Raw genomic sequence first — 25664 nt, 5'->3', positions numbered from 1 at the left:
CATGGCCGTTATTGCAAGAAAGCACACAACCCAGCTGGATAAAATTAAAAACTCTGTAGAGCAAGCCTACACGTACTTCCGGCCAAATTATCAACGCTATCACGAATTTATGCGATTCGTTTATAAGTCAACGCTGACTGAAGACGACATTGCAGTACTCAGTACATTAGGTAGACCTCAAATTGAATTCAATATGATGGAAGCCTACATCTCGCGTCTCCGTGGGGAATTCTCACGTATGGAGCCTGGTTTTGTGGTTCGCGCCCAAGACGGCTTTGACCTGGTTGACCCCAAATTAATTGATGTTCTTGAAGCCCATTTTAGGGCAATCCTTAATGACTCTGATAATGATGGATTTAGCTATGATGTTTATACTGATCTGCTGGTGGGTGGCTTTTCTGTGGTCGAGGTATATACAGATTATCTCAATGAAATGTCCATGGATCAAAAGATTTTTGCCCAGCGTGTTTTTGATCCAACCTTATGTGGATTTGATCCTCTGGCTCGTAAATCACATAAAGGTGACGGCAACTTCTGCTTCCAATTATTTCCACGGGAAGCTGAAGACGTAGAGCGAGAGTATGGATCTGATGCATTAAAGGGATTGAAATACGCAAGGAGCTTTTCAGGATTTAATTGGTCATACCGTGCAGCCCGTAAAGATATTGTACTTATCTGTGACTATTACAAGAAAGAGTACAAGAAGGAAAAAATTACCAAACTGTCTAACGGTCGCGTAGTCAGTGTGAAAAATTATGAAAAGCTGGTCGATATGTGGAACCAGGCGGGATACATTGAACAGCCTCCTATCCCCATTGGAAGAATCCGTGAAACTACATTGGAAGAAATTGTTCGTTATCGATTTTCTGGTGCGGAATTAGTCGAGAAACCAGTTCCGACAAACTACAAAATGCTTCCGCTTATTTTCTTTGACGGAAACAGTGCTGTATTGCGCGATAATAACGATTCTACAGCAGAGCAAATGACACGCCCTTACATCTACAACGTGAAAGATGCGCAACGCTTGAAAAACTATGCAGGGCAATCTTTAGCTAATGAGCTTGAAAACACGGTTGAGCATAAGTTTATTGCATCTGTTGAATCTATCCCTGAAGACTACATTGATGCTTACATTGACGTACAAAAGCCTGGAACACTTCTTTATAACCAGTTTTATGAAGGCAATCCTGATGTTCAATTAACACCTCCACGCGAAGTAGTCCGCACTCCAATTCCTCCTCAAATCAGCGAGACATTCCAGATGTCAGACAATTTGATTCAAGGAATTCTCGGCTCATATGATGCAGCTTTAGGCATTCAGAATAATGAATTATCAGGGGTTGCAATCATGCAAGGTGCAATGCATTCAAACGCTGCTGCAATGCCCTACACGGTGGGCTTCATGAAGGGGTTGAATAGGGTGTGCCAGATCATTTTAGACCTCATACCGAAGTACTACGTAACTCCCCGTTCTCTACCCATTGTTCATCCAGATGGAAAACGTTCTTATCAAACCATTAATACCCAGGGTAGTCCATTTATGGACTATGACCCAATGAGTCTCGAAGTGAAGGTTGAAGCGGGTGTTAATTTCGCAGTACAGAAGCAAATTAGTCTTGAGACCATTATTCAATTAATGCAGACCTCAGAAGCCTTTGCTGCATTTATTAATACTAAGGGCTTGGGAATTCTTCTGGATAATATTGAAATTCGCGGCATTGATGGCTTACGGCAAGAAGCTGGTCAATTTATGCAAGAAACTGCTCAGAAGCAAGCTCAGATGGAGCAAATGGCTCAACAGCAAGCCGCACAACAAATTGATCCAAAACAATTACTCCAATTACAAGCTCAGGCTGAAATTATGAAGGCTCAGCAGAAAGAGAAAGCTTCTGAGCGTCAGGCGCAAGTTGACCTCATCAAGATTTCCACTGATGACGCAGTGAAGAACAAGCAAGCTGACATTGATTTCATTAAAGTCATGGCAGAAATCCAGGGAGCAGAAGTAGATCAGGCTATTAAACAAGAAAAACTTGATGCTGAAAATGCGAGAACTGCTGTGAATATGGCGGTAGATGTTAGTAAGCATCATCACGAAATAGCTCATTCAGATCGGGAACATGAACTCAATAAGAAGAAATTGAGCAAGGAAACTCAACGTGCGGAATAAACGTAGAGGAGGGTGCTGGTGCAGCTTGTGCCGTTTTAAAGGCCGTACCTCATGGTGGAAAATGGTTTTAAAAGAACGTGACATTCAAAAGGAGATAAAAAATGCCTCTAGTCAAAGGAAGGAAAGCGAAAACACGCAAAGGCTTCAGTGAGAATGTGAAGCGTGAAATGGAAGCAGGGAAGCCTCAAAAGCAAGCTGTAGCTATTGCTTATTCAGAAGCACGAGAAGGCAAAAAGAGGAGAAAGAAATAATGGCTGAGAAAAAGAAATGGATTCAAAAAGCAATCAAGCATCCAGGTGCTTTACATAAAGAACTTGGTGTTCCAAAAGGAAAAAAGATTCCAGAGAAGAAGCTTGAACAGGCTGCAAAAAAAGGTGGTAAAGAAGGCCGCCGAGCACGCTTAGCTGAAACGTTAAAAGGTATGAGAAAAAAGTAGGCACTAATTACTTGTTTAAGAGATGTTCCAAATGCGATAAAAGTTGCTATACTAATCTCGAATCACTATATGTTGTGGTACAAATAAAATATATACACAACATATAGATTTCCTGACTAGCCAGGATTAAAAGGATGCTAGGCCAAATACGCAGCTATGCGGCATAAATAGTCGGACTGCCACGGACGGCAGGTGATCACGGTCACACCGGAAACAGTGAGGTTTCAAATGGATGCAAAGGATATTGCAGAAGAATTGCAAGACTTGGTTGTGGAACCCGAAAACTCAGAAGAGTCGAAGGAATCACCTCCTGAAAAAATGCTTACTGCTTCCCAAGTGAACGAACTCGTTAAAAGGGCGAAACGCAAAGGAGAGCAGAAAATGCAGGAGCAACTAGATGCTACGAGAGCAGAACTCGAACAGCTGAAGGAGCAACAGGGACAGCAACAAGAGCCGCAACAGCAGCAACAAGCCCCACAAGGGATTGATCCTGCCCAGTTACAGCAACTTGTAGCTCAACAGATTGCTCAGCAGCAAGAAGAGACGCAGCGCAAGCAGCATGAAGAACAGCTTCATCAGGAAGTGAATCAGGTAGCGAAACAGTATTTTGGCAAAATGGCGCAAGGGACTAGTTTATACGATGACTTTGAAGCCGTTACCGCTGATTTCAACCCTGCCGAATTTCCACAATTAGTTTACTTGGCTAACGAATTGGATAATACCGCAGCAGTAATTTATGAGCTACGGAAAAATCCAGGTAAGTTAGCTCAACTAGCTACCTTGGTGAAAGAATCACCTGGGATAGCCAGGAGCGAATTGTCAAATCTTTCTCAATCAATTAAGAGAAACGATGAAGCAAAACGCAACTTGCAAGAACCTCAAGACCCCTTAAATCGTCTGAAGCCTTCGCCAGTGGGAACAGACAGTGGATCAAAGAGCGTAAGGGATTTTAAAAGTGCTTCTTTCTTAAGAGGCTAGGCATCCCGAATCTGGCCATGTCTGTTCCTGATGAATATGGATATTTATCGGAGAAGACGACATGGCCGTGCCAAATAACATTCTGCAACAGGTGCAGACCTATCAACGTTCAAACCTAGCCTACTTACAGAACTTAAACTGCTTCGTAGCTACTGCGAACACCAAATTTAAGAATTTTGAGAAACTGACTGCGAATCTTGGTGACACAGTGACGTTTGATTTACCACCACGCTTCACCACTGCTGCAAGCTTGGTTGCTACATTCCAATCTGCTGATCAGCGTGTTGAAAACTTGACCGTGGATAAAGCGATCAACGTTTCTTATGCATTCACAGCACAACAATTTATTTTTAACGTAGAAGACTACATGGAGCAGTTCGGTAAATCTGCTGTTATGGAAATGTCTGCTGAAATTGAATCCGACATTGCTCGTGTATGCGTTGAAGCACCTTATCGATTCTATGGAGATGGTATTACTCCAATTAATAGTTACGGCCAATTGGCTAGTGCGTTGGCTATGTTCCGAAACTACGGTGCTGCCAAAGACAACACTAAGTTCTACTTAAGTGATATTGCACAATCTGCAATCGTTAACACTGGTTTGAATCAATTCGTGCCAAGACGTAACGATGAAGCTGCAATGTCTTGGGATGTGGGTGATTTTGACCGCGCTGCTTTCTATGTATCTAACTTACTGCCAGTTCATGAAGCAGGAACAATAGGTAATGACGGTACGGTGCTAACCGTTGTATCTGTAGTTAAAGATGCAAATGATGCAGTAATTCAAATCGTATTCTCTGGTGCGGGTACTGATGCTAATGCCATTAAAGCCTTTGATAAAGGGCAGTTTAATGATGGTGTTGCTGGTCAACCCAACTTACGCTACTTGACTTTCATCGGTCACAAACCTTCGAGCAACCCTGTTCAATTCCGTGTATTAAATAATGCGGCTTCTAGTGCTGGTAACGTTACTGTCGATGTTTACCCTCCATTAAAAGCATCTCAAGGCAACACTCGCAACTTGAACTACGAAATCGCGGCTGGAATGCAAGTAACGTTCCTTCCTGACCATAGGGCTGGTGTGATCACTTCAGGTAATCCTCTGTTTTTAGGTATGCCAATGCTTCCAGAAGAAGTTCCGTTCCCAACTGGTAATGAGACTGACCCTGATACTGGCGTGAGCTTGCGTATGTACTACGGTTCTTTGTTCGGTCAAAACCAGCGTGGAATGATTCATGACGCTATTTGGGGCAAGAAGCTAGTCCCTGAATACAGTATGTCAGTGATTTTCCCACTTTAAATTAGCTTGGGTAGCGTGATGCTACCCTCATAAATGAGGATACCAAAATGTCTATTTCTACCCCAATTGTCAATGCCCGCCAGTATTACATTAATGGCTTAAAGCTTGGTTATTATGATGGCACTCATGTAGTTGTAACTGCGGGTAAGTGTTCAAATTCTACCAATGAAAATGATATCAGCGTTGGATTACCGCTTAACGTAGCTGCTACTCAAACTGGTACTGAGCCTGTTGCCGATGGCACGGGAACTGTACTCATTAATGCTGCTGCAAATGGTGTTGCTGGTCTGGATACAGGTGCTCTGGCCAATAACACGTTCTATGCAGTTTACGCAATTGGTGATAGTTACGGCATTAACGACGGCTCTGCCGTTATCTCTGCTAACTTAACTCAACCATTGCTACCTGCTGGTTACGATATGTACTTCCGTATAGCCTACGTCAAAACCAATGGTTCCGCTCAATTTCTAGCTTTCCGTCAGGATGGTTGCGGTCTTGATCGTTGGATGTGGTATGACGCATCTATTCCAACAAGTGTCACAGCTGGTTCTTCTGCGACTTATGCTCCAGTTGATGCAAGTGCTGCCTTACCAAGTCCGGCTCCAACAATGGTTAACTGGGCTTGTGTATTCACTCCAACCGCTGCTGGTAACAAATTGGTCTTAACGCCTGGTCTTTCTACATCTACCAATGGTTATGCTCAAGCTTCTGGTGCTGTAGCTGCTGTAGCTGAAACTGTAAACCTAGTTTGCCCCACTGATGGTGTACTTACGCAAGCTATTGAGTACAAGGTTACTGGTTCTGCTGTAGCAATTAACGTTCAGGCCTATTTAGATCAATTAGCTCTAATAATTGCTCAATAAGGAAATGTTATGGCCTACACAACATTGCAGCTCATTAATAATGCCTACTACGAGTCTGGCATTGTTTCTCGTGGCTTTGAAACTGTGTCAGGCCAGCAAGCTATTGATGGCTTACAGTTCCTTAATGACTTGCTTGCTGATAAGACTGTAGAGAACGGTCTTATTCCTTATTATGAAGAGTACAATTTCAATGCAATTACAGGTCAGGAAAAGTACTTTATTCCTGACTTAATTACGATTGATACCTTTGTTTTTTATATCGATACTGTTCGATACCAGACAGAAAATAGAGCCAGACGTGAGTATTTCGGTACATCACGTGCTGATAACATCCAATCCTTGCCTGGAAGCTGGCATATGGAGCGCTGCTTTCAAGGGGCGAATCTTTACATCTACTTTAAGCCAAACCAAGCGTACCCTTTGACAATTTGGGGACAATTCAGGCTTCAGGAAGTCACTATTAATCAGGACTTATCGCTAACTCTGGACAGATTCTATATCAACTATTTGAAGTTTGATTTAGCTGCTCGTTTATGCGCTGAGTACAACTACAACGTTCCTCCAGGAGTTGCGAAGACATTAGCTGAATTAGAAGACAGTATTAGCAAGAAAAGCGGTCCAATGGACTTAAGATTGACCAAGTTATCCAGTCTTCAAAGACGTGGAGGCATTAACTATGGTCAAGTCAACATCGGACATGGATGGGTGAATTAATATGGTAATGACGCCAGGCGCGACTCAAATCCCTGTGAGGATTGTCGGCTCAAGCATCTTTGGCCGACACCCGATTATTTCAGATGAACGCACATGGAATATGTTCATTTCTGATGACTGGCTATTGAACTTTGCAGGCTATGAGCAAGCTGTGGAAATTCTCACTCAAGGTACGGAAGGGCGTGGACTATTTCATTCTACTCGCGGAAACTTCCTGCTTGCGGTATTAGGAGCCAACGTTTATCGAATTGACGCCAATTTAGGCTTTTCCTTTTTGTTCAGTATTGCAACTAATACTGGTGAAGTCTTTATGGATGAGAACTTAAGCTCTCAAATCGCTATTGTGGACGGTTCTACTATTGCCTACATCTATAACTACACGACTGAAACATTCGGCAACATCGTGTGGGATTATGGCTCTGGTGGCACAACATTTACACCAAACTACGTCACTTACCAGAACACGTATTTCATTTTTGGTAATGGTGATAATACGACTTCTGGCTCACAATGGTTTGTCTATAAATCTGGGTTTAACCCAACCACTTTGGCTGATCCTTTAAAGCTATCCTGGGTACAGACTTTAACACTCCAGACTAAACCTGATTTTGCTAAAGCATGTATCCGAATTCCGAGCCATGGTAACAACCTCTTGGTATTAGGTTCCACAGTAGCGGAAATATGGACGAACGTTGCAGGATTACAGATTTATCAGCGTCAGTCCTCTATCAACATTGACTATGGTGTCGCGTCAGTCTCAACTATTGCAGCTTCAGATGACATGATTGCATGGCTGGGCATTAACGAGAAATCCTCTCCAGCAATCATGGTTATGACAGGAGGGCAGGCACAACGTATTTCTACCGATGGTATCGACTATTTACTTAGTGGCGTGGAACGTCCTGACAGGTCGACGGCTATGTTTTACAGGCAAGATGGTCATGTATTTTACATTCTAACCTTTTTTGATCAAGCGGATAACTTCTCCATCATGTATGATTTTACTACGCAGAAGTTCTTCGATATTACGGATTGGGATTTTACTTATCATCCAGCACGTCAGATGGCGTATTTTGACAATGAAATTTACTTTGTGTCATTGAAGCAAGGAAGCTTGATGCGCATTAGCACCAACTTAACCTCTATTTCAACAGACATTCAAAATGAATACGAAATTCCTCGTATTAGAAAATGCGATACCTATAGGCTTCCAGGCAGTGATCGTTTCATCGTTAATCAGTTCAGTTTTACAATTGAAAACGGTATAGAGCCAGATGTTGATTATCAATTTGAGTGTGATGGTCACATTTTGGGAGAAGTTAGCGGCAATTTTATGTATTCAGAAGACGACCTACCTCTACTGGTTGAGGGAGGAAGCTGCCAAATTTATCGTCCTAGAGTAGACGTTACACTATCTAAGAATGGCGGTGAAACCTACAGCAATGCCGTTTCATATTATATGCACCCTACAGGAAAGTATAAAAATCAACCTAGGTTTAACAAGCTTGGCGAAGCAAATCAATTCACCATTCAAATGAGATTTTGGGGATTTGGTGGGGTAGTTGTGGCCAATGGAATGCTGGAGGTATACCAATGATTATTCCAACGTTTCAGTATGTTCAATTTGTTGATGAAGAAAGGTATTTAACTAGTCAGATGCAACTCTACAACGATGAGTTGAATAACGTTTTGCGTAACGGATTAAGCGACAATGGATGGACTTTACCAGTAGTAACTCAGGCACAATTAGCCGCAATTATAGCTTTGCCATCTGATCAGCAGATGCCAGATGGAACTATATGGTATGTGGACAACGGGGGACTATTACCTGCTTATCATGAGGTGGTAGTGAAGGTTAACGGTGCGTTACGCAAGATAACCACCACTGCTTACCCATAAGGATATGAGATGAGCCTATTAAGCAAATTATTTGGTGGCGGCGGCGGAAAGTCTCCAATGGATGCAGCCAATCAATATTTAAATCAAATTCCAGGTGTAGGACACCAGGGGTACGACCCATACATTAACGCGGGCATGGATGCCTCTGGTCGTACCAAAAGTAAATATGAGGAGCTGATGAGCGATCCTACAGCATTCATAAATAAGCTGATGGAAGGTTATAAGCCATCAGAAGGGTATCAGTTCCAGAAAGACCAGTTAACCAAGGAGTTATCCAATACTGCGGCGGCTGGAGGTGTTGCTGGTACACCAATGGATCAGCTGAATCAAGGAGAGCAGATTCAAGGATTGCTCGGAAAAGACATGCAACAATTTCTACAAAATATTCTAGGTGTATTCAATACGGGCTTAGAGGGGGAAGAGGGAATTGCAAACCGTGGTTACGATGCCAGCAAGAACTTAACTGACTTACTGGGTGGTGCATTAAATCAGCAAGGTGGGTTGGCATTCCAAGATCAGCAACAGAAGAACAAAAATAAGAATGATCTATGGAGCATGTTCGGTAAAGCACTGGGTGCTGGGGCTGGAGGCTTATTGGGTGGAGTACCTGGAGCCAAGATAGGCGCAGGTATTTTCGGTTAATGGGAGGCTAGGATGGCTATTCAATTTACAGATTTTTCAAGAGCACCATTGCTGGATTCTCCGTGGGGGAACATGCTGGAAAATGTGCTGAAGGGCTATCAGATTTCTAAAGAGCCAGCAAAGATGGCTGAGGAGCAAAAGCAACGAGAGTTGACTACAAAGCTTAAGGACATGGAGGTGCAGCATAAGCCTACCGAGTACAAGCTAAGCGACCAGGAAAAAGGATTAGCTAATGCGCTAAAGTCCAAAGCTCTTGAGCATTATGAAGAGAAATTTGCGCTGGAAAGAGATTTGAAAAAAGCTCAGATTCAGAAGGCATTACAGACGAAGGTTGGCGGAAGTCCTAAAGCCAATGGCGAACTAGCTAACTTTATGGTTTCACATCCAGATGCGACTCAAGAAGAGATCCGTAATGCCTATGATGAAATTCATAGTTCTAAACAAGCTCATACTGATGCCATTACTAATCGAAGCAGAGATATAACAGCTGGAAGTTCATTCGATAAATTACCCACTAACGAGAAGAAACGTGCAGTAGGATTAACTACAGCCATGGGAATTGACCCAATTGAAGGAACGCAATTACTTAGGAGCGGAAAATCGTTGCAGGATATTGCTGATGCGAATGGCAAGAAATTAGATGAATTAACGCCTATGTATCCTATGGGTGAGGAAAACGTCAAGCAGTTACAAAGACGCTCTGGTTTCGTAAATGAAATTAAAAACCTTGAAAAGAATCTAGCTGGAGCAACTGGCAAATATCAAAATAAAATTTTTGGTTATTCCTTCGAACAGGCAGCTGATGCTCTATCCGGTGATAATCCTGATGAGCAGGGTAAAGTGCTTGCTGCTCGTGCATTACAACCTGAATTAACAGCCCTTCGTTTGAAAGTAGCTGGCGGTAACATTGGTATTGAAGCAATTCGAGAGCTACAAGATAAATCGCTTGGTAATTTAAAGGTGTTTGAAAGTTTAGTAGATACTAAAACTTATTTGGCCATGCAGAAATATATGACCAAGTATCTCGAAGAAGCTGCTAATGAATATCAACGCACTATGGAAGATTACGGACGGTTGAAATCACCAAGCCAAATGCGTGTGTTTGACCTCTCTACAGGGGAGTACGAATAATGGCTACCATAAACGTAAAATTGCCCGATGGAACAATGCAGCCTATGTCTTATCCTGATGACTGGAGTCAAGATCAGATTAAAGAGGCAATTTACAAACATTTTCCTCAATACCTTGATAAAGGAGCACAGAGTGATAGACAAAACGATGAAAAAATGGCTGAACCTGTGGAAAAACAGGAGAAAACAGGCTTCAAAGGGTTGGCCTCAGACGTACTACATAGCTTAAGTAATGCCCTAAGAAATGGCAAAGGCTTCCTTAAAGACATTCCTGACAACATTGAGAAAAGTGGGCAAGACCTTGAGGAGCATCCGCTTGGGGGAATTTTTCATATGGCAGGGCAATTAGGTGCTGGAGCTGCGGAATTAGGCAAAGGATTAATCAATGCACCTCATGACTTAAACCAATATTTGGGTAAGAAAAAACTGTTACCCGAAAGCTTGGTTAAAGCTGGTCAGTATATACCCCATATTCCTGAAGATACAGGATTAGAAAAATTACTTGGTACAGAAGCCGATCCCTCTAAAGGTGATTCGTTAATTCGTGCTATCCCTGAAATAGCGTCCGTAGGTCTAGGCGGAGCATCTTTGGTTAAAGCTGGACGCAAAGCATTTAAAGCTCCTGACCTAAAAAATGTCATTAAAGAAACTCAAGCCAAAGTTAATGCTGCTGAAACTGAAGCCGGAAAAATTTTCGACACAGTTGAGAAAGAAGTCGGTACACGTGGATTATCTAATATTCCTATTGATAAGGATGTCATTAAGCAAGCAGAGAGCTTTTTAGCCAAGATACCTGCTAATAAGGAACTGATAAAGCGTGCTAAAACGGGTGATTATCAGGCACTAAGAGCATTGCAGTCTGATCTAAGAGTGAAAGGTGAAAAGTCCTTAGCCTCGGCATTAGCTGCTGAAAATAAAATGGGTGAAGAAATATTTTCTACCCGTGATCAGATTAATTCATCAATTGAGAAGCATTTAACTAAGAATGGCCATGAAGATTTAGCTAAGCTGCTGAATAAAGCGCGTGATGATTATAGAACGCTCAAGCAAACCTATTTTTCTACGCCTCAACTTGCCAAAGTCTTTGGGAAAAGCCAAAAGGTTCCCAAAAATCCAATGACTTTATTAACTGAAGACTCTACCGAGATGAATAAGTTCTTAGCACAACATCCAGAAGTAAAAGAGGCTTTAGCAAAAGCATTAAAACATAAGAAAAATGTCAATGTAGCTAAGATCATTGGCGGATTAGCAGGAGTAGGAACTTCTGCGGAAATTGCGCATAGGTTAATTAACTAAAAGGATTTTCTATGGCTATTGACTCACATTACATCCCAGCGTTTTCTATTGAAGACGTGATACTGGATAAGGATACTGGTGCACCTTTAAGTGGTGGATTAGTGTACTTTGAGCAGGATAATCAGCGTGGAACATTAAAGCCTGTGTATCAGATTACAGGGTCTTCACCTAATTACACCTACACTCAGCTACCAAATCCCATGACACTGAGTTCTATTGGGACTTTTGAGGATTCTTTAGGTAATCCTGTAGTACCTTACTTTTTTCCTTATGATGAAGATTTTAAGGTTGAATATTACTATGTTCGTGTTACCAGTTCGGATGATGTACCTCAATTTGACCGAGAAGCCGTTCCCTATGTGGTAGAAGAATCTGATGCCGAGGTTTTAAGTGTAATCACCAATGAGATTGCCAATCCTCAATTTGCAGTAGTGAATTTCGACACCACCAACCCAACCTATGTCTATAACATTATATCAGTAGCCGATCTGGTTATTAATATTGCTCCAGACTGGGACATGATTGTGAGCTGCCCAACAACTGGAACTTTAACTGTAGGGCAGACGAAGCCTATTGGTTCATTGAATCTTCCTACTAACCCAGGAACAATTTTAAACATTAATTCTGCTGGATTGACGAAACTCCAGCTAAGACAAAGATTCTACGGCTCACCTAATTTATGGGGTAATGGTTATCTCTCTGCGAGTTTTGTTGCTAAGACTTATAGTGGCACAGGCGTTAATTTGACTATGTATTACAGCCAGTCTAATGGTTCTATTGTTGATCAACCCATTATAGTGGCTGCCCTTGAAGCGAGTGGTGCGTATGGAATATTCCCAGGGTCAATTAGCATTCCCATTTCAAATAGCACGCAGAACTTCCCAAATGCTTATGTTGACATCTATTTTGATATTCCATTAAGCGTGCAGATTGATATTACAAGCGTCATGCTGGCTGATACAGGAAGTACTCCGGTAACTAATATTCAATATGAGCAGTCTTCGTTAGCTCGTCAGATTGATCATCTCTATCACTACGATTACCCCATTGTCCCAATAGGTACGGTAATTGACTACTATGCATTTGGGACACCACCTAATTACTTATCATGTAATGGACAGGTTCTTAATCGGATTACTTATTACAAGCTACTTAAAGCATTAACCAATGTTGAAATAGTCAGTATTACGAATGGCAGTCCAACAATTACTGTAGCAAACGGAGCTATTTATGCCATTGGACACCCAATTGAAGGCAATGGAATCCAGGCTGGAACTGTAATTGCCAATATTGTTGGGAACGTTATTACGATGTCATTGGTAGCTACTGCTACAACAACCAGCGCTCTTACATTTTTCTGTACAGGTAATGGTGATGGAGCAATAAGTCTTACTCCAACTACGTTTAATACACCTCTTTTAGTCGGAGTAGTGATGGCCGGAGCATATGGTTCTTTATTGCCATCAGGTGGGGTAGGGTCATTTGGTGGTGCGGCAACTCATGCAATTACGATTAATGAAATGCCAATGCATAATCACCTAGGAAGCTCTGGAACTGCGCCCGTAGGTGGAGGAGGAGGCGGTGCAATCCCCACTGCATCTAACCTTGCTACCATAGGTAGCGTACCTGTAACGGTGAATGTTGCAGCACAAGGTGGTGGAATATTGAACGTAAGCGGTGCTCCAATGTCATTACTCCAACCTACACGGTTGGCTCATAAAGTAATCAGATATAAATAACATAAGGAAATATTATGACTACACAATACAAATTACAGAAGGACATTGCTGGATATAACGGTTTTGGATTGCAGTTTAGCGATCAGAAATTCAATGTCACCTTAGCCGCTAATACAGCACAGACGGTTACGGTTCCAAGTTCTGGTTCAATTGGTGCTCCATTGAACCAAATTAATAAATTCCTAGCAATTGTTGATGTCTTCAATGCGACCTCAGAAGGCCAAGTCTGGTGCGCTAACAATGACACCGCAGCTGTGCCAGTTGGGGGAACATTCGCAGCCACTACTTCAGACATGATTGTTCAAAATAAAGACTATGCAAGACAAGTTAATGCTGGTGATGTATTAAGTTTCATCTCAGCAGAAGCAGACACGGACATCTGTGTAATGTTTTATGCTTTGCCAGCTAACTAAGTAAAGCAAACCAATATCACAAGGAGTGTGGTTATGGCTTTAGTTCCAGATCAGAAGTTCAGTACCTTTCAGGATGGAGGGGATGTCCAGGTGGGCGACACTATTGTCGGTCTGCGCCTGGGTATTAATACAAAGTTTAACTATACAGGTGAATTGCCACCAGGCTATGTTGTCGCTATTGATCAAGGCGGTACGGGAGCTACGACCGCAGCTGGTGCTAGAGACAATTTAGGTCTAGGCACAATGGCTGTACAAAATTCCAATGCGGTAGTAATTACTGGAGGAACAGCAGCTTTAGATTCAGGTCAAGTAGCCGCAGCTCCAGTGAATCCTACAGATTTGGTAAATAAACAGTATGTAGATGCGATTGAGACTGGAGTTCAAAGTGTAGTAGGTACAGTCAACCAGATTGATGTTGATTCTACTGATCCAGAAAATCCCGTTTTAAGTTTGTCAGCCACATTGAATTTACCAGGAACATTTACAGTTCAAAGTACCGTAGTTATTGACTCCATTATTAACGACAACACTATGGCAACTGCTAGTGCAACTAATCTTGCAACGGCTTTGTCCATTAAAACTTATGTGGATAGCTTAGATTCCGGCAATGTTAAAAGCGTTAATGGTGTAGCTAATAGAATTACCTCTACTGGTGGGCAAAATCCCGTAATTGATATTGCATCAACTTACGTTGGCCAAAGTTCTATTATTACTCTAGGAACAATTACTACAGGTATATGGCAAGCGACTCTTATTGGTATTCTTTTTGGCGGGACTGGAGTTAATGCAGTAACTACCGTGCCAACTGCAACAGCATTTGCTGGATGGGATGCTAGTGCAAATATGTCCGCTAATAGCTTCTTATCTGGAACTCAACTCATTACGAATTCCGGAGGCACAACCACATTAACTGTTAGTAGTCCTCAGCAATTCATATTTTCAGGTACAAATTTCCAGAATGTAACAATGCCAGCGGTAGGAACGCTAGTAAATGGGCAATCCTATCGGTTGATTAATGATTCAACCAATGCTCTATTCGTTTCCTCTTCTGGTGCAAACTCTATTGTCACAATGCAACCATTTACTCAAGTGGTATTAACTTACAATGGTGTTGCAGGAACTACAGCTGCTTCATGGGACTTGCAATATACAAGTAACACGATTGGAGTACAATCAATAACGGGTACAGTCAATCAGGTGATTGCCTCTTCGCCGACTGGCAATATTATTCTTAGCTTACCTCAAGATATTGCGACTACTTCAAATCCCACATTCAATAACTTAAAGTTAACTGGTGGCATTATCACCGATACGAATGGTAACACTGTATGGAAAATGAATGCTACGCCCAGTGCAATTAACTATCTTCAAACGGTTAATAGCGCCACAGGTACAGCAGTCCAGTTATCTGCGGCTGGTTCAGATCCAAATATTCAAATTACTGTACTTCCTAAAGGAGATGGTGCATTTGTAGTAGGCTCTACTGCTAATGTTAACCAGCAAATTTTCTATAGTGGCGCAGCTTATCAACATCAGACAATATTCAGCTATCCTAGTTCTGCCGCTACTAGAGCAGTAGCCTGGCAAGATGCTGGTGGTACAGTTGCATACTTGAGTGACATTGCTGCTAATGGAACAGTTAACCCAGGAACAATTAACCAGCTTGCTTACTATAGTGCTACAGGCAATGCGGTCTCAGGATTACCCTTAAACCCTAATAGCGTACTGGTTTCAGATGGCGCAAGTTTCCCAAGTTTGAGTACCACCTTACCAAACGGATTGGCTATGGGAACTCCAGCATCAATTACCTTAACCAACGGAACTGGATTAGTTCCTTCCACAGGAGTTGCTGCAACAGGAACACCAAGTAGCTCTACTTATTTGCGAGGCGACAATACTTGGGCTGCTGCACCTACAACAAGTCTTGGAATTACAAGTTTCCAAAATATAACTGCGTCTCAAACCATGACAGCCAATTCAGGTTACAACAACGTTGCAAGCACAACGGTTGCACTTGCACTTCCTGCAACCTCGGCTGTAGGGGACATGCTCCTCATTATGAACAATACGTTGTTTCCTTTTACTGTGACGCAAGGATCTGGTCAGTTGATACGCATTGGAGCAAACGCTACAACCACAGGCGCATCAGGATTTTTAGGTGTTAATGACGCAAATACAGCTTTATGGCTTATTTGTACCACTGCTAATACAACATGGATTGCAACCTCTGCTGTAGGAAACTGGACAACCAACTAAAGGATTAGAAAATGGCTAATGCTAATGCGATTAACAGCCCTTTATTGGGCACCACTGGAACCGGAAACTTTGTAGGCTCGAACAGTCCAAGCTTAAACGCTCCAAACCTTGGTACGCCTGCCACTGGAACACTAACAAACTGTACAGGTCTCGTCCCTTCAACTGGCTTATCAGCAACAGGAACACCTAGTTCTACAACTTACTTAAGAGGGGATAATAGTTGGCAAACTATTTCTTCTGGAAGCATTCCATATACAGTTGTAACTGGCACTTCTCAATCAATGACTACAAATAATGGTTACATTGCCAATAATGCGGCATTAGTGACATTTACTTTACCTTCAACCGCTGCTGTTGGAGATGTGTTGTCAGTAATTGGAATTAACACGGGGGGCTGGAGAATTACTCAAGCAGCAGGTCAAAGTATTCAAATAGGACAAACCACATCTACTGTAGGGGCTGGAGGTAGTGTTACCTCTCAGGCTGGGACGGACTCTTTAGAATTAATATGTGTAGTTGCAAACACAAAGTGGGCAATTCTAGGTGCACCTCAATCTTCCGGATTAACTATAGTATAGGAATTTTTATGGTCAGCAATAATGCAGTTAATACTACTTTAAGTGGACAATCTGGGACGGGAGCATTCACAGGAAATTTAAGCCCATCATTAACAACACCTAGAGTTATTAATGGCCTTTATGATGTTAATGCTAATAGTATGTTTAGTTTCAGCCCCGTCACATCAGCAGTTAATAATTTGAATATTATTAACTCGATTACTGGACAACCCCCTCAATTAACCGCCGTTGGTGCTGATCCTAATATTGGAATGTATTTAGCTTCTAAAGGAAGCTATCAAATCACTTTATTTGGAGCACTAGACGGGACTAATCCATTGCTATTAGTTAATGGAACAGGCTATCAACATGTAACCGCTTTTAATTTTGCGAATACATCTGCCGTTAGGAATGTCACTTTTCAAGATGCAGATGGCACAGTGAGTTATCTTACTGATAGAGATTGGGTACGATTAGGAACTGCCAATGCAAGCAACAGCGCTACAATTACCTTTACCGGATTAACAGGGTATACCAATTATATGCTTGTTTGGGATTCGTTATTTGCTGGAACAAATGGAGCAACTCTTGCGTTTCAAGGCTCTATCAATAATGGATCATCCTGGTTATCAACTGCTCCGGCTTATTATCAACAGTCTTGTTTTTACACAGGAGCAACAGTATCCGCAGGTAGTGATATTACTACTCTCACTTCGGCTGTACTTTCTAGTTCATTAAGTAATATAGGAACAAATGTTTGTGGTGGTTCTTTAGTCCTTGCCAACCTTTCTCTTACAACAGGTAGCCGTCCAACTGCTGTAGGTATGACACAATATGTTAATACTACTCCTACTATCGCAGGGATGAATTATTGGTTTCAAATTCGTGATCCTGGCTCGCCCGTTAATGCTATTCGAATCTTTATGTCTACAGGAGTTATTGTAAGTGGAACGGTACAAATCTATGGGATGAAATAACATGAAACAAATAGTAGATGGCATTGAGGTGGAATTAACACCTGAAGAAGAAGATCAATACAACCTAAGGCAGACAGATTGGGAGGCGGGGGCTTCGCAACGTATGATTGACAACTGCACGCGCGCTTTAGAAATGGCAATTAATGACAAAGCCGCTGAAAAGTCATACAGCAGCGGTGTTTCTTGTGCATCATATAAGGACAGTACTAATTCTCAATGGACAGCCGAAGCAAATACCTTTATCGCATGGCGCGACTTAGTCTATACCTATGCCTACGATTACCTGGCTAAAGCTCAAAGCGGTGATATTCAAAATCCTAATATTGAAAATTTTATGGCTGGAATTCCAGAAATGAATTGGCCTAATGCAATTTAAGGAGAAAATATGGCGACCAATAATGCGCTAAATAATAACTTATCGGGCTGTACGGGTTTGGTTGCTTCAACAGGAATTAGTGCTACAGGAACGCCAAGTACTACTACATTCCTTCGGGGAGATAATGCCTGGGCTACTCCTACTGGACTCGCTGGGACTGTAACTGTGCAAAGATTCACTTCTGGTTCTGGAACTTATACACCTACCGCTGGAACGCAATTTATTATTGTAGAAATGTGCGGTGGTGGTGGAGGCTCAGGAGCAGCAACCGCAACCACTGGAACAATTGCTATAAGTGGCCCTGGTGGTGCAGGTGCGTATGTGAAATTCAAAATGACGGCAGCACAAATTGGTGCTTCATTATCGTATGCGGTTGGGACTGGTGGATCTGCTGGTGTAGGTGGTGCGTCTCCAGGCGCAGGTGGTACAGGTGGTTCAACCACATTTGGTTCTTGGACGGCAAGCGGCGGCACAGGAAGTGCCGGAGCTGCTGCTGGAACCACTCAATCTAATGGCGGCTCATCAGGAACAATCACCAATGGAACTGGAACATTAATACTTAGCAACCGAGCAAACTCTGGTAGTTGCTTCGTATTTAGCACGGGTTCTGTTTATATCATGAATATCCACCAGGGAGGAACTAACTTCTTATCGGTTCCAGCAGGAAATTATATTGCTTCTGTGACCAATGCTAGTGGCGGTGGTGCTACTAATGGAAATGGTTCACTACCTTCCGGTTATGGATATGGGTGCTATGGAATTTGTGCTTACAGTGGTACAGGTGGTGCAGGTATGCAGGCTAGCGGTAATTTGGGAGTCGCAGGGATTATTATCGTAACAGAATATCAATAATAGTGTTCGCAGTTTCAAGTCAAGGGATCTTGGTAAGGATTAAGTATGGCTACTAATAATGGAATTAACAATATTGATAAATTTTCAATGAATGTAGTGAGATACGCTACAGTTCAATCAGGAACGTACATCCCTACTACCAGTATGAAATATATCATCGTAGAAATGTGTGGCAGTGGTGGCGGCTCTGGGGGTACATCTTTAACAGCATCTTCAGGCGCAATCCGTGTCGCAGCACCTGGTGGTGCTGGTAATTATTTAAAATTTATGATGACTGCTGCACAAGTGGGCAGCTCGTTGTCTTATAGTTTAGGTTCTGGGGGTACAGCAGGTGCTTCTACACCAACGAATGGTGGTAATGGAGGTGATGCAGTCTTTGGTAACTGGACTGCTGCGGGAGGGGTTGGTTCTGCATTAAATTCTACAAACGTTGGCTCTCAGACTGTGACCAATAATACCAATACTATTGGGACTGGCGTATTAATTTTAAGCATACAGAGTATGAGTTGGAGTAGCTATGCGAATAATGTAGGAGCGACAGTGATGGCTTGGGGTCTTAGTCCAGGAGGTTCTAATCCATTAAATACAGCAGGAAGTACTTACACTGGATTACTTAATGTCAGCGGGTCAGGAGCCTCAAGTTTATTCGGATCATCTACTCAAGGTCCAGGTTCAGGTGGTCAAGGACGCGGAAGTTATAACCAATCTACAGGCGCGGTGATTAATACGGCTGGTGCTGCTGGTAGTGTTGGAATAATTATTGTCACAGAGTTTATTCAAAACTAGAGGAGCAAGGGAAATGCCAATCAAGAGTATACAAATCGGACAAACAGGTTTGGTAGGAGTAGAGCCAAAGTTTGACTACATTTTAACCGATGACACCGTAGCAGAAGTATTAGCTACTGGTTATTTAAACCATTCAGTTGAGGCAGGCTATTCATTTTCTCAAGGAGATATAGTTCCTGTAATTACACAAGCATCTCCAAGTGCGAGAAAGAGAGCTGGCATGTATCAAGTAGAGCATAATGGAGCCAATTGGAGCCTGATTCCACTTGAATCTTCTCCATTACTTACAATGGCACAATATACTACTGTTGGTGGTGCAGCTGCGGAAGCTATTACCATATCCGGTGTGTTAGCTACTGACTTGGCTAGCGTTCAGATGGTTAATGATGGAACAAATAATGTTACAGTATTACAAGCGGCTTGTACTGCGAATACATTGACTGTAACATTTAGTGGCAACCCTGGAACGGGTACAGTAATTAACTATTGGATCTACAGACCTTAAGGAAGAGACATGACTTTAGATGAATTGAACGGACGTAAAGCTGAATTAGAAAATTCAATTGCGCAAACAACCAACCAAGTATTTATATTACATGGTGCTAAAAACGAAATTGACTATCAAATTCAGTTACAGAAAGAAAAGATTGCGAAGGAAGATGCTGATAATCTTGCAAATTCTGAGCAACCGCCTGTACAATAGTTCTGATTAAATGGCTTGTTGACCTCTATTTCATTGGATTGTCCTCCAATTGTTTAAGTCATAAGCCATTTATCCTCACTCATGTACCTAGACGTACAAGGAGCATCCGAGGTCTTCAAGGTGGCCTCTGCTTATTTTTAAGGAAGAATGATGAAGATTAAATTAGCGGAAGCATTACTGCGCAGAAAAGAATTAGCTGAAAAACTAGAAGTCGTTAAAAAACTGAAAGACAACCAGGTATTTTATGAAGTCCGTGCCAGTCGTGTAAAAGTAAATGAAGGCATGGATGAGCTTAGTGCTAACTTCCCTAAATTAACAGCATCTCAAGTTACCGCAGAATTTGATTATGTTGCTAAGCAATTACGCTTAGTAGATGCCATGATTCAACAAGCAAACTGGACTTACGAATTAGATGTTGATCCTATGCTTATGGAAGCATTCCCAGTCCAAGCAGCTTAATCCGTTTTAGATAGCTTGATGGTATGAGAAAGGCCGCTAGGAGCCTAGATCCTAAGCAGCAGTACTGTTGCGTTGCCAGAGCATGTCTGTAACATGTAACTTAGAAGCCAAATGGTTAGGCATCTCACTGATAATGAGACTCTTCGCTGAGAAGAATAAGGGTTCGATTCCCTTCTTTACTGAAACGAATTCCGCTTAATAGAACATTGAAGCTCCTGAGTCCCGAATAACCGATTAATGCTGATTAACGCTTCGGCACAGCAAGAAAATCCGAATCTCGATTAGTAGAATTCCCACTTACCAACTCATAATCAAGCTATCTTTTTTCAGCTAATTTTTTAATCAATTTAAGTGATATACTGTCCATAGCTTATTGGTGAATAATTTTTGGCTTAGCAAATTCCATGGACGGAGTTTTGTTGCGCCAGCAATTAAGGGACTGTGCTGAACATAGATACATCGAAATACTAGCGGCAAATCCTGCCATGGAGTGGGCGAGAAAAGGATGGTTGAATCGAGCAGCGTGGTAAAACGCCACACCGAATCGAATGAACAAATAGCAGCCATGGACTGGCTAAGAGCACAACATCCTTTCATAGCTGAGCATACGCTACATATCGGTAATGAGCGTAAAGCTACTTATTATGCTGGTTATATTATGAAGCGAATGGGTGTGTTGAAAGGAGCTAGTGATATTTTTATGGCATGGCCAAATGGCGGTTATCATGGTTTATTTATTGAAGTTAAGTCTAAAATAGGTAGACCAACTGTTGAGCAGAAGGCGTTTATTCAGCGAATGAGAGAAAGAGGATATAAGGCTGAAATTTGCTATGGTGCTGATGAAGTAATCAACACCATGCGCGAATACATCAATTACCAGGGGATATCATCATCTTCAAAACCAGCTTCATAAGATTTATCTTTTGGGGCGGCTCCATGCTCTTTAGTCTTAGGCATAAGCTGTAGAGTGTGTGCTACTATGAAGTGTTTTGTTCGCTCTTGACCATCTTGCGTAGTGTATTTTTGATTATCCATTTCGCCTTGAATATACAAGCAATCACCTACATTCACATACTTTTCTGCAATTTCTGCAACCTTTGAAAATGCAGTGACATTATGCCATGTGGCTTTCTCTTGTTTCTCTCCATTCTTAACGAATTTCTTAGATGTAACAATGCTAATGTTCGTTATTTTAGTGCCTGTAGAGGTTGTTTTTGTATCTATTTTACCGACTCTGCCGAGAACTGTTCCCTGATTTACCATGATTTTTATCCTTGCTTAGTTAATTTCAATATGAAGTGATGAGCCGCTTCCCAATCCATTTCATCAATAGCTCCTACCTGATAGTAGGATAAGGCTTTCTGAAGACGTTCATCAGGAAATCCTATCTCCTTGATGAGCTGTTTAATTTGAATATGCAATTGAGCCGTTTCTTCTCTAGGCTTCTCCATTGGCTGTAGCTCCTCACTTTTCGCAGTTTTTTCTCCAGTCTCTTGATTCTCATTTCCAGCAACACATTTATTAATCGCGTCAACATTAGGCAGCTCCTTCTTGGCAGTAATATCCTGTTTTAGTACTTCAGTTCGAGAAGGCTTAGAATGAACTACTGCATAATCTGCATCAATGTAATCTTCCACTTCTTCACGAGACTTAATGCCTTTCAATGCATCAGGGAAAGCATCTCTAAGAGCAAACCCTCTGGCTCTAAGTTTTAGCATTCTATCTGGGTATTGATTCCATACGCCGCCCTTAGCGAGTAGACCCGCTTTCTTAGCCATATCCAATGTGAAAACCGAGACAGTAGGAGTTCTACCTTTACGCTTAATGGTGCATGTGTAACCAGAAATTATATTGTCTTTGCCAATTATTGGCTCTTCAGTAATATCCTGAAAATCAGGATGGGACATACACAGAGCAAGCATTTCATCTCCCCACATGACAGCTTTGCCATTAACAACAGCTATACAATTCATAGCTTGCTCAGGAGGTATGCCTATTTGATACCCCATAGACCAGCATAGAAATAAATCGGATGGCTTATTTCTAAAGCACTTTGGAACCATTTCTGATGCTGCCAATTGTCCTGCTAATTTCATGTAATGCGGGGCTAAATCTTTAGAGAACAAACTGTCTTCCAGACGGCTTGGTTTCATGTGATTCAGTTCCCGCGATTCGTCCTTAACTATCGCCAGTTCTGTATTGTTCATGTGATCCCTCACTTAATATTAAATACCCGTGTACCTTTTTTTGTGGCCTTCCATGTAGCCAACAACTCACCTTCATGACCCATCAGATACTCTGCATCGCCCATGTGAGACATTAAATGCATCTTTTGAGTTTCCTCATGCTCTTGAAGCTCTTTTATCCTTGATTTGTAATCGGTCAGTGTTTTCAAAGCATGGTCAGTCTTGAAAGTAGCATGAGCAATTTTATCAGGACTTGGGGTAGGAAACTTCAGTCGGCAATCAGATGTGTTTAATGGAGGAGGCTCTTGTCTACGTTGAACACACTCCCAAAAATCTATGTCAGCTTGTAAGATAACAGTCTCTAGTTCTTTGTCACGCTCATAAACAAACTGCTTATATTTCATACCACCAATTAATACGGCACAGTAGCCTCTTGAAGCATTAGTAATGGCGCATTGCTTTGCAATTTGAATTAGGTAAACAAGAGGAATTCCATCTGTAAGTGCCATGTCCCATTCTTTGCGCTGGAAACTATTGGCAGACTTTGCTTCTACCACAGCCTTTTCACTTTCAATCCAGCCATCCAAATTGGCAAAGATGAAAGGGTAGTCAGGGTGATGCGCGGTATCAGGAAATGAGATTTCCACATTATTTTCTTCCGCGAATCTCTTGATGATAACCGGCTCTAAAGCATTTCCCCAGTATTGCTGCTCCGTCATTTCTTCGTCTACTTCAATGACGCCTGTTTTCTCTAAGTACAACTGGTAGGGCGTTTTATAACTTGAGTATCCCATGATGATAGGCGTATCAGACGCACCTATCCCGTTTTGCCTTTTGGCTCGTTGTTCTTCCGTTAACATATCTTTCCCTCCTGGAAAGGTTTCAATTTAGAGCAAAGATGTTTGAAAATCAACCTAGAATTAAACTTAGGTTTAATTTAAAATAAGTGCCGTCAAACAGGAGGACAATCATGACAGTGGATGAAGTAGAAAATTATTATGGAAATTTAAATCAAGCGTGTAAGGCATTAGGAATCGCCTCACAGAATATGACTAAATGGAAAGCACAGGGCTATATTCCCTGGAAACAGCAATTTCGTTTGGCCTATCTGACGGAAGGCAAATTAATGCCTGATGAACAAGATCCCTATTTAGTTAGAAACCCTAAGAAACCCAAAACTAAGAAGGAGGGCAATGTATGACATTTGCCTCACACTCGAAGTTTGGATGGTAGCTCTATTGAATTAAAGAATATTTCAGAGTAAATTAGCGGCAAAATAATCAGACCGAGAATACATCAGTCGTTAGCTAATGTATTCTCTAGTAAAAACCTTTACGGGCAAGGCAGTTACATGCAACGAATTCTACACAACACTTCACCAGAATCAAGTCTTTACGACTCCCTTTGCCATTATATTTCTTACAACTGGACGCATTTCCATCCTATGGATTCGTGTGTTTAGCAACAGGGAATCAAAATAATAATTACGAGGAAATTTTTAGATGTCTTATGCAATAGATTTAATAGATAATTTAGTTTTAAGATGTAGAACTTACATGAACAAAATGAAAAGTAAAAAATAGAATTTGGGCTTCCTGCCCGAAACTGGTCAACGTGTAGAAGTTTGGCGACCGAAGCACGTTGCGAGTAAATCCTTACAACATTAACCCAGCTCAACGAACAAAGCTGAATCAAGGAGCAATTATATCATGAATTTAACTATTAACGAACAGTTAATGACTGATACAAAGGACGCAAATCTATGTATTTTCATAGCCAATTTATCCACTTGGATAAGAACTAACGCTAGTAAACAAGACCCTAAACAAAGGAATATTCATGAAGGTCGATGCTGGTCATACAATACCATCCAAGATTTCGTCAAATATTTCGGTTTTTGGTCAACTAAAAACATTCGCACCATTATTGCGAATTGCATAAAGCTTGGTCTAATTACCACCAACACGTTTAACAAAAAGAAGTATGACCATACAATTTGGTATACGCTGACAGATAAAGGATTTTCTTACTATCCCCAGATACTTGATACAGTTTTGAACAGCGTTGCCGATTCTGGCAAGCGTTTTGCCAAAACCGGCAATGCTATACCAGAAAAACCTTACTCATTAAGTAGTAATATAAATATTACTACTAGCGAATTTCAAAATTCGCATGATAGCAGTAACAATGATTTTAAATGCTTGGAAGATGGTAATTCATCATTTAGGTCTGATTATCACATTTACCACCAGCCAACAGAGAATGTAGAGCCAGCAAGGCTTATAGAATCTGATTTGAAGATTAGGTCTGATTATCAAAATAATCAGACTTATTGTGGATTTTTTCCCGCGTGGTGGTTATCCCTTTTCTCTTCTCTGTTTATGCTAATGGCCCTTTTTACCAAGATCCCGGCCGAGGGTCAGATAATGGAAAACCGTTTAGCAAAAATTAATATATCGGTGCGTACATGCAGGGGTTAAAATAAGTAAATGCATAACATTTAATGGCAACTCTTTCGGCAAATGGTTTCTCTCCTCAGCATACGCTTGATAAATGTTATCGAGGTTGTCTTGAATAAGTAATTTATCTTTAGCTGCTATGGACTCCATTGTATCTTGCGACATTAATATACGTGCCGCTGTTGGCCATTTTTTCTCTTCAAGTGCAAAGGTAAGGCCTGTTTTTTGTAAGGCAGGTACTATAGCAGTTATATTAAATTTTTGTGTAATGAGATAACGTATTATTTCAATTCTTCCAAAGTAAGCTGCATAATGAAAAACAGTTTGCTCGGCGGTAGAACCCCTATAAAAGACACATTTTGCACCGTTTTCAAACAATGCCTTAAAGGCATTGAATTTCCCTTCTTTAATGCTAATGCAATTGCTGGTCTTTTCTCTTCCATTTCAGCATGTGGAAGCCGCGCAAGTGCTGATTT

Annotated in this window: 30 protein-coding genes; 26 read left to right on the top strand and 4 right to left on the bottom strand. The window is 41.5% G+C overall.

What is annotated here, in order from left to right; genetic code table 11:
- Position 1 precedes the first annotated feature (1 nt).
- The 24 genes from B5D33_RS12850 (at position 2) to B5D33_RS12740 (ending at position 21456) form a co-directional block, all read left to right on the top strand.
- The gene (locus tag B5D33_RS12850) at positions 2-2167 is read left to right on the top strand and encodes a portal protein (RefSeq protein WP_058451664.1); all 2166 of its coding nucleotides are present in this window, start codon (positions 2-4) and stop codon (positions 2165-2167) included.
- Between the two features lie 101 nt (positions 2168-2268).
- Complete coding sequence (locus B5D33_RS16660) at positions 2269-2418, top strand: hypothetical protein (protein WP_165481457.1); 150 nt, start codon at positions 2269-2271, stop codon at positions 2416-2418.
- Entirely contained in the window at positions 2418-2603 is a 186-nt protein-coding gene (locus B5D33_RS12845; RefSeq protein ID WP_058451663.1) for a hypothetical protein, read from the top strand. The genes B5D33_RS16660 and B5D33_RS12845 overlap by 1 nt, the downstream gene beginning before the upstream one ends.
- A 228-nt stretch (positions 2604-2831) precedes the next feature.
- Positions 2832-3581 carry a hypothetical protein gene (locus tag B5D33_RS12840; RefSeq protein WP_058451662.1) on the top strand — a complete coding sequence of 250 codons (750 nt, stop codon included), beginning with the start codon at positions 2832-2834 and terminating at the stop codon, positions 3579-3581.
- Between the two features lie 61 nt (positions 3582-3642).
- Positions 3643-4881: a major capsid protein gene (locus B5D33_RS12835; RefSeq protein WP_058451661.1), complete on the top strand. Its 1239-nt coding sequence runs from the start codon at positions 3643-3645 to the stop codon at positions 4879-4881.
- A gap of 47 nt (positions 4882-4928) precedes the next feature.
- Complete coding sequence (locus B5D33_RS12830) at positions 4929-5744, top strand: hypothetical protein (protein ID WP_058451660.1); 816 nt, start codon at positions 4929-4931, stop codon at positions 5742-5744.
- A gap of 9 nt (positions 5745-5753) precedes the next feature.
- Positions 5754-6458: a hypothetical protein gene (locus B5D33_RS12825; RefSeq protein ID WP_058451659.1), complete on the top strand. Its 705-nt coding sequence runs from the start codon at positions 5754-5756 to the stop codon at positions 6456-6458.
- Between the two features lies 1 nt (position 6459).
- A complete protein-coding gene (locus B5D33_RS12820) occupies positions 6460-8055 on the top strand; it encodes a packaged DNA stabilization protein (protein WP_058451658.1) in 1596 nt (531 codons plus the stop codon).
- Positions 8052-8357 (top strand): hypothetical protein, encoded by a 306-nt coding sequence (locus tag B5D33_RS12815; RefSeq protein ID WP_058451657.1) that lies wholly within the window; start codon positions 8052-8054, stop codon positions 8355-8357. The genes B5D33_RS12820 and B5D33_RS12815 overlap by 4 nt, the downstream gene beginning before the upstream one ends.
- 9 nt (positions 8358-8366) lie before the next feature.
- Positions 8367-8999, top strand: coding sequence for a hypothetical protein (locus B5D33_RS12810; RefSeq protein ID WP_058451656.1), 633 nt, complete (start codon positions 8367-8369; stop codon positions 8997-8999).
- A 12-nt stretch (positions 9000-9011) separates the two neighbouring features.
- Positions 9012-10130 carry a hypothetical protein gene (locus B5D33_RS12805; protein WP_058451655.1) on the top strand — a complete coding sequence of 373 codons (1119 nt, stop codon included), beginning with the start codon at positions 9012-9014 and terminating at the stop codon, positions 10128-10130.
- Positions 10130-11425 carry a hypothetical protein gene (locus tag B5D33_RS12800; RefSeq protein ID WP_058451654.1) on the top strand — a complete coding sequence of 432 codons (1296 nt, stop codon included), beginning with the start codon at positions 10130-10132 and terminating at the stop codon, positions 11423-11425. The genes B5D33_RS12805 and B5D33_RS12800 overlap by 1 nt, the downstream gene beginning before the upstream one ends.
- Positions 11426-11436: 11 nt before the next feature.
- A complete protein-coding gene (locus B5D33_RS12795) occupies positions 11437-13164 on the top strand; it encodes a hypothetical protein (RefSeq protein WP_058451653.1) in 1728 nt (575 codons plus the stop codon).
- Positions 13165-13178: 14 nt separating this feature from the next.
- Positions 13179-13577, top strand: a complete 399-nt coding sequence (locus tag B5D33_RS12790; protein ID WP_058451652.1) for a hypothetical protein — start codon at positions 13179-13181, stop codon at positions 13575-13577.
- A gap of 33 nt (positions 13578-13610) precedes the next feature.
- A complete protein-coding gene (locus tag B5D33_RS12785) occupies positions 13611-15833 on the top strand; it encodes a beta strand repeat-containing protein (RefSeq protein ID WP_058451651.1) in 2223 nt (740 codons plus the stop codon).
- A gap of 11 nt (positions 15834-15844) precedes the next feature.
- Positions 15845-16411 (top strand): hypothetical protein, encoded by a 567-nt coding sequence (locus B5D33_RS12780; protein ID WP_058451650.1) that lies wholly within the window; start codon positions 15845-15847, stop codon positions 16409-16411.
- Between the two features lie 8 nt (positions 16412-16419).
- On the top strand, positions 16420-17367 hold the full coding sequence (locus B5D33_RS12775; protein ID WP_058451649.1) for a hypothetical protein: 948 nt from the start codon (positions 16420-16422) through the stop codon (positions 17365-17367).
- A 1-nt stretch (position 17368) separates the two neighbouring features.
- Positions 17369-17743, top strand: coding sequence for a hypothetical protein (locus B5D33_RS12770; protein ID WP_058451648.1), 375 nt, complete (start codon positions 17369-17371; stop codon positions 17741-17743).
- 9 nt (positions 17744-17752) lie between these two features.
- On the top strand, positions 17753-18595 hold the full coding sequence (locus B5D33_RS12765) for a glycine-rich domain-containing protein (protein ID WP_058451647.1): 843 nt from the start codon (positions 17753-17755) through the stop codon (positions 18593-18595).
- Between the two features lie 45 nt (positions 18596-18640).
- Positions 18641-19381 carry a glycine-rich domain-containing protein gene (locus tag B5D33_RS12760; RefSeq protein ID WP_058451646.1) on the top strand — a complete coding sequence of 247 codons (741 nt, stop codon included), beginning with the start codon at positions 18641-18643 and terminating at the stop codon, positions 19379-19381.
- Between the two features lie 13 nt (positions 19382-19394).
- Positions 19395-19886, top strand: coding sequence for a hypothetical protein (locus B5D33_RS12755; protein WP_058451645.1), 492 nt, complete (start codon positions 19395-19397; stop codon positions 19884-19886).
- Positions 19887-19895: 9 nt separating this feature from the next.
- The gene (locus B5D33_RS12750) at positions 19896-20084 is read left to right on the top strand and encodes a hypothetical protein (protein ID WP_058451644.1); all 189 of its coding nucleotides are present in this window, start codon (positions 19896-19898) and stop codon (positions 20082-20084) included.
- Between the two features lie 147 nt (positions 20085-20231).
- Positions 20232-20543: a DIP1984 family protein gene (locus B5D33_RS12745; protein WP_133141000.1), complete on the top strand. Its 312-nt coding sequence runs from the start codon at positions 20232-20234 to the stop codon at positions 20541-20543.
- Positions 20544-21048: 505 nt separating this feature from the next.
- On the top strand, positions 21049-21456 hold the full coding sequence (locus B5D33_RS12740; RefSeq protein ID WP_058451642.1) for a VRR-NUC domain-containing protein: 408 nt from the start codon (positions 21049-21051) through the stop codon (positions 21454-21456).
- Here the strand turns inward: B5D33_RS12740 and B5D33_RS12735 are convergent.
- Genes B5D33_RS12735 through B5D33_RS12725 form a run of 3 tightly spaced genes read right to left on the bottom strand, consistent with a single transcriptional unit; the run spans position 21417 to position 23589 of the window.
- Positions 21417-21806, bottom strand: a complete 390-nt coding sequence (locus tag B5D33_RS12735) for a single-stranded DNA-binding protein (protein ID WP_058451641.1) — start codon at positions 21804-21806, stop codon at positions 21417-21419. The genes B5D33_RS12740 and B5D33_RS12735 overlap by 40 nt on opposite strands.
- 5 nt (positions 21807-21811) lie before the next feature.
- Positions 21812-22750 carry a recombinase RecT gene (locus tag B5D33_RS12730; RefSeq protein ID WP_058451640.1) on the bottom strand — a complete coding sequence of 313 codons (939 nt, stop codon included), beginning with the start codon at positions 22748-22750 and terminating at the stop codon, positions 21812-21814.
- An 8-nt stretch (positions 22751-22758) separates the two neighbouring features.
- Entirely contained in the window at positions 22759-23589 is an 831-nt protein-coding gene (locus tag B5D33_RS12725) for a YqaJ viral recombinase family nuclease (protein WP_058451639.1), read from the bottom strand.
- Positions 23590-23699: 110 nt separating this feature from the next.
- Between B5D33_RS12725 and B5D33_RS12720 the strand changes: the two genes are divergently transcribed.
- Together B5D33_RS12720 and B5D33_RS12715 are read left to right on the top strand one after the other, a co-directional pair.
- The gene (locus B5D33_RS12720) at positions 23700-23930 is read left to right on the top strand and encodes a helix-turn-helix domain-containing protein (protein WP_058451638.1); all 231 of its coding nucleotides are present in this window, start codon (positions 23700-23702) and stop codon (positions 23928-23930) included.
- A gap of 508 nt (positions 23931-24438) precedes the next feature.
- Entirely contained in the window at positions 24439-25209 is a 771-nt protein-coding gene (locus B5D33_RS12715) for a hypothetical protein (RefSeq protein WP_058451637.1), read from the top strand.
- Here the strand turns inward: B5D33_RS12715 and B5D33_RS16385 are convergent.
- Positions 25168-25599: an ankyrin repeat domain-containing protein gene (locus B5D33_RS16385; RefSeq protein ID WP_324610544.1), complete on the bottom strand. Its 432-nt coding sequence runs from the start codon at positions 25597-25599 to the stop codon at positions 25168-25170. The two genes, B5D33_RS12715 and B5D33_RS16385, sit on opposite strands and share 42 nt — an antisense overlap.
- Positions 25600-25664 lie beyond the last annotated feature (65 nt).

The sequence above is a fragment of the Legionella maceachernii genome (assembly GCF_900167045.1).
Classification (GTDB): domain Bacteria; phylum Pseudomonadota; class Gammaproteobacteria; order Legionellales; family Legionellaceae; genus Tatlockia; species Tatlockia maceachernii.
This window is presented reverse-complemented; position numbering and strand designations above follow the sequence as displayed.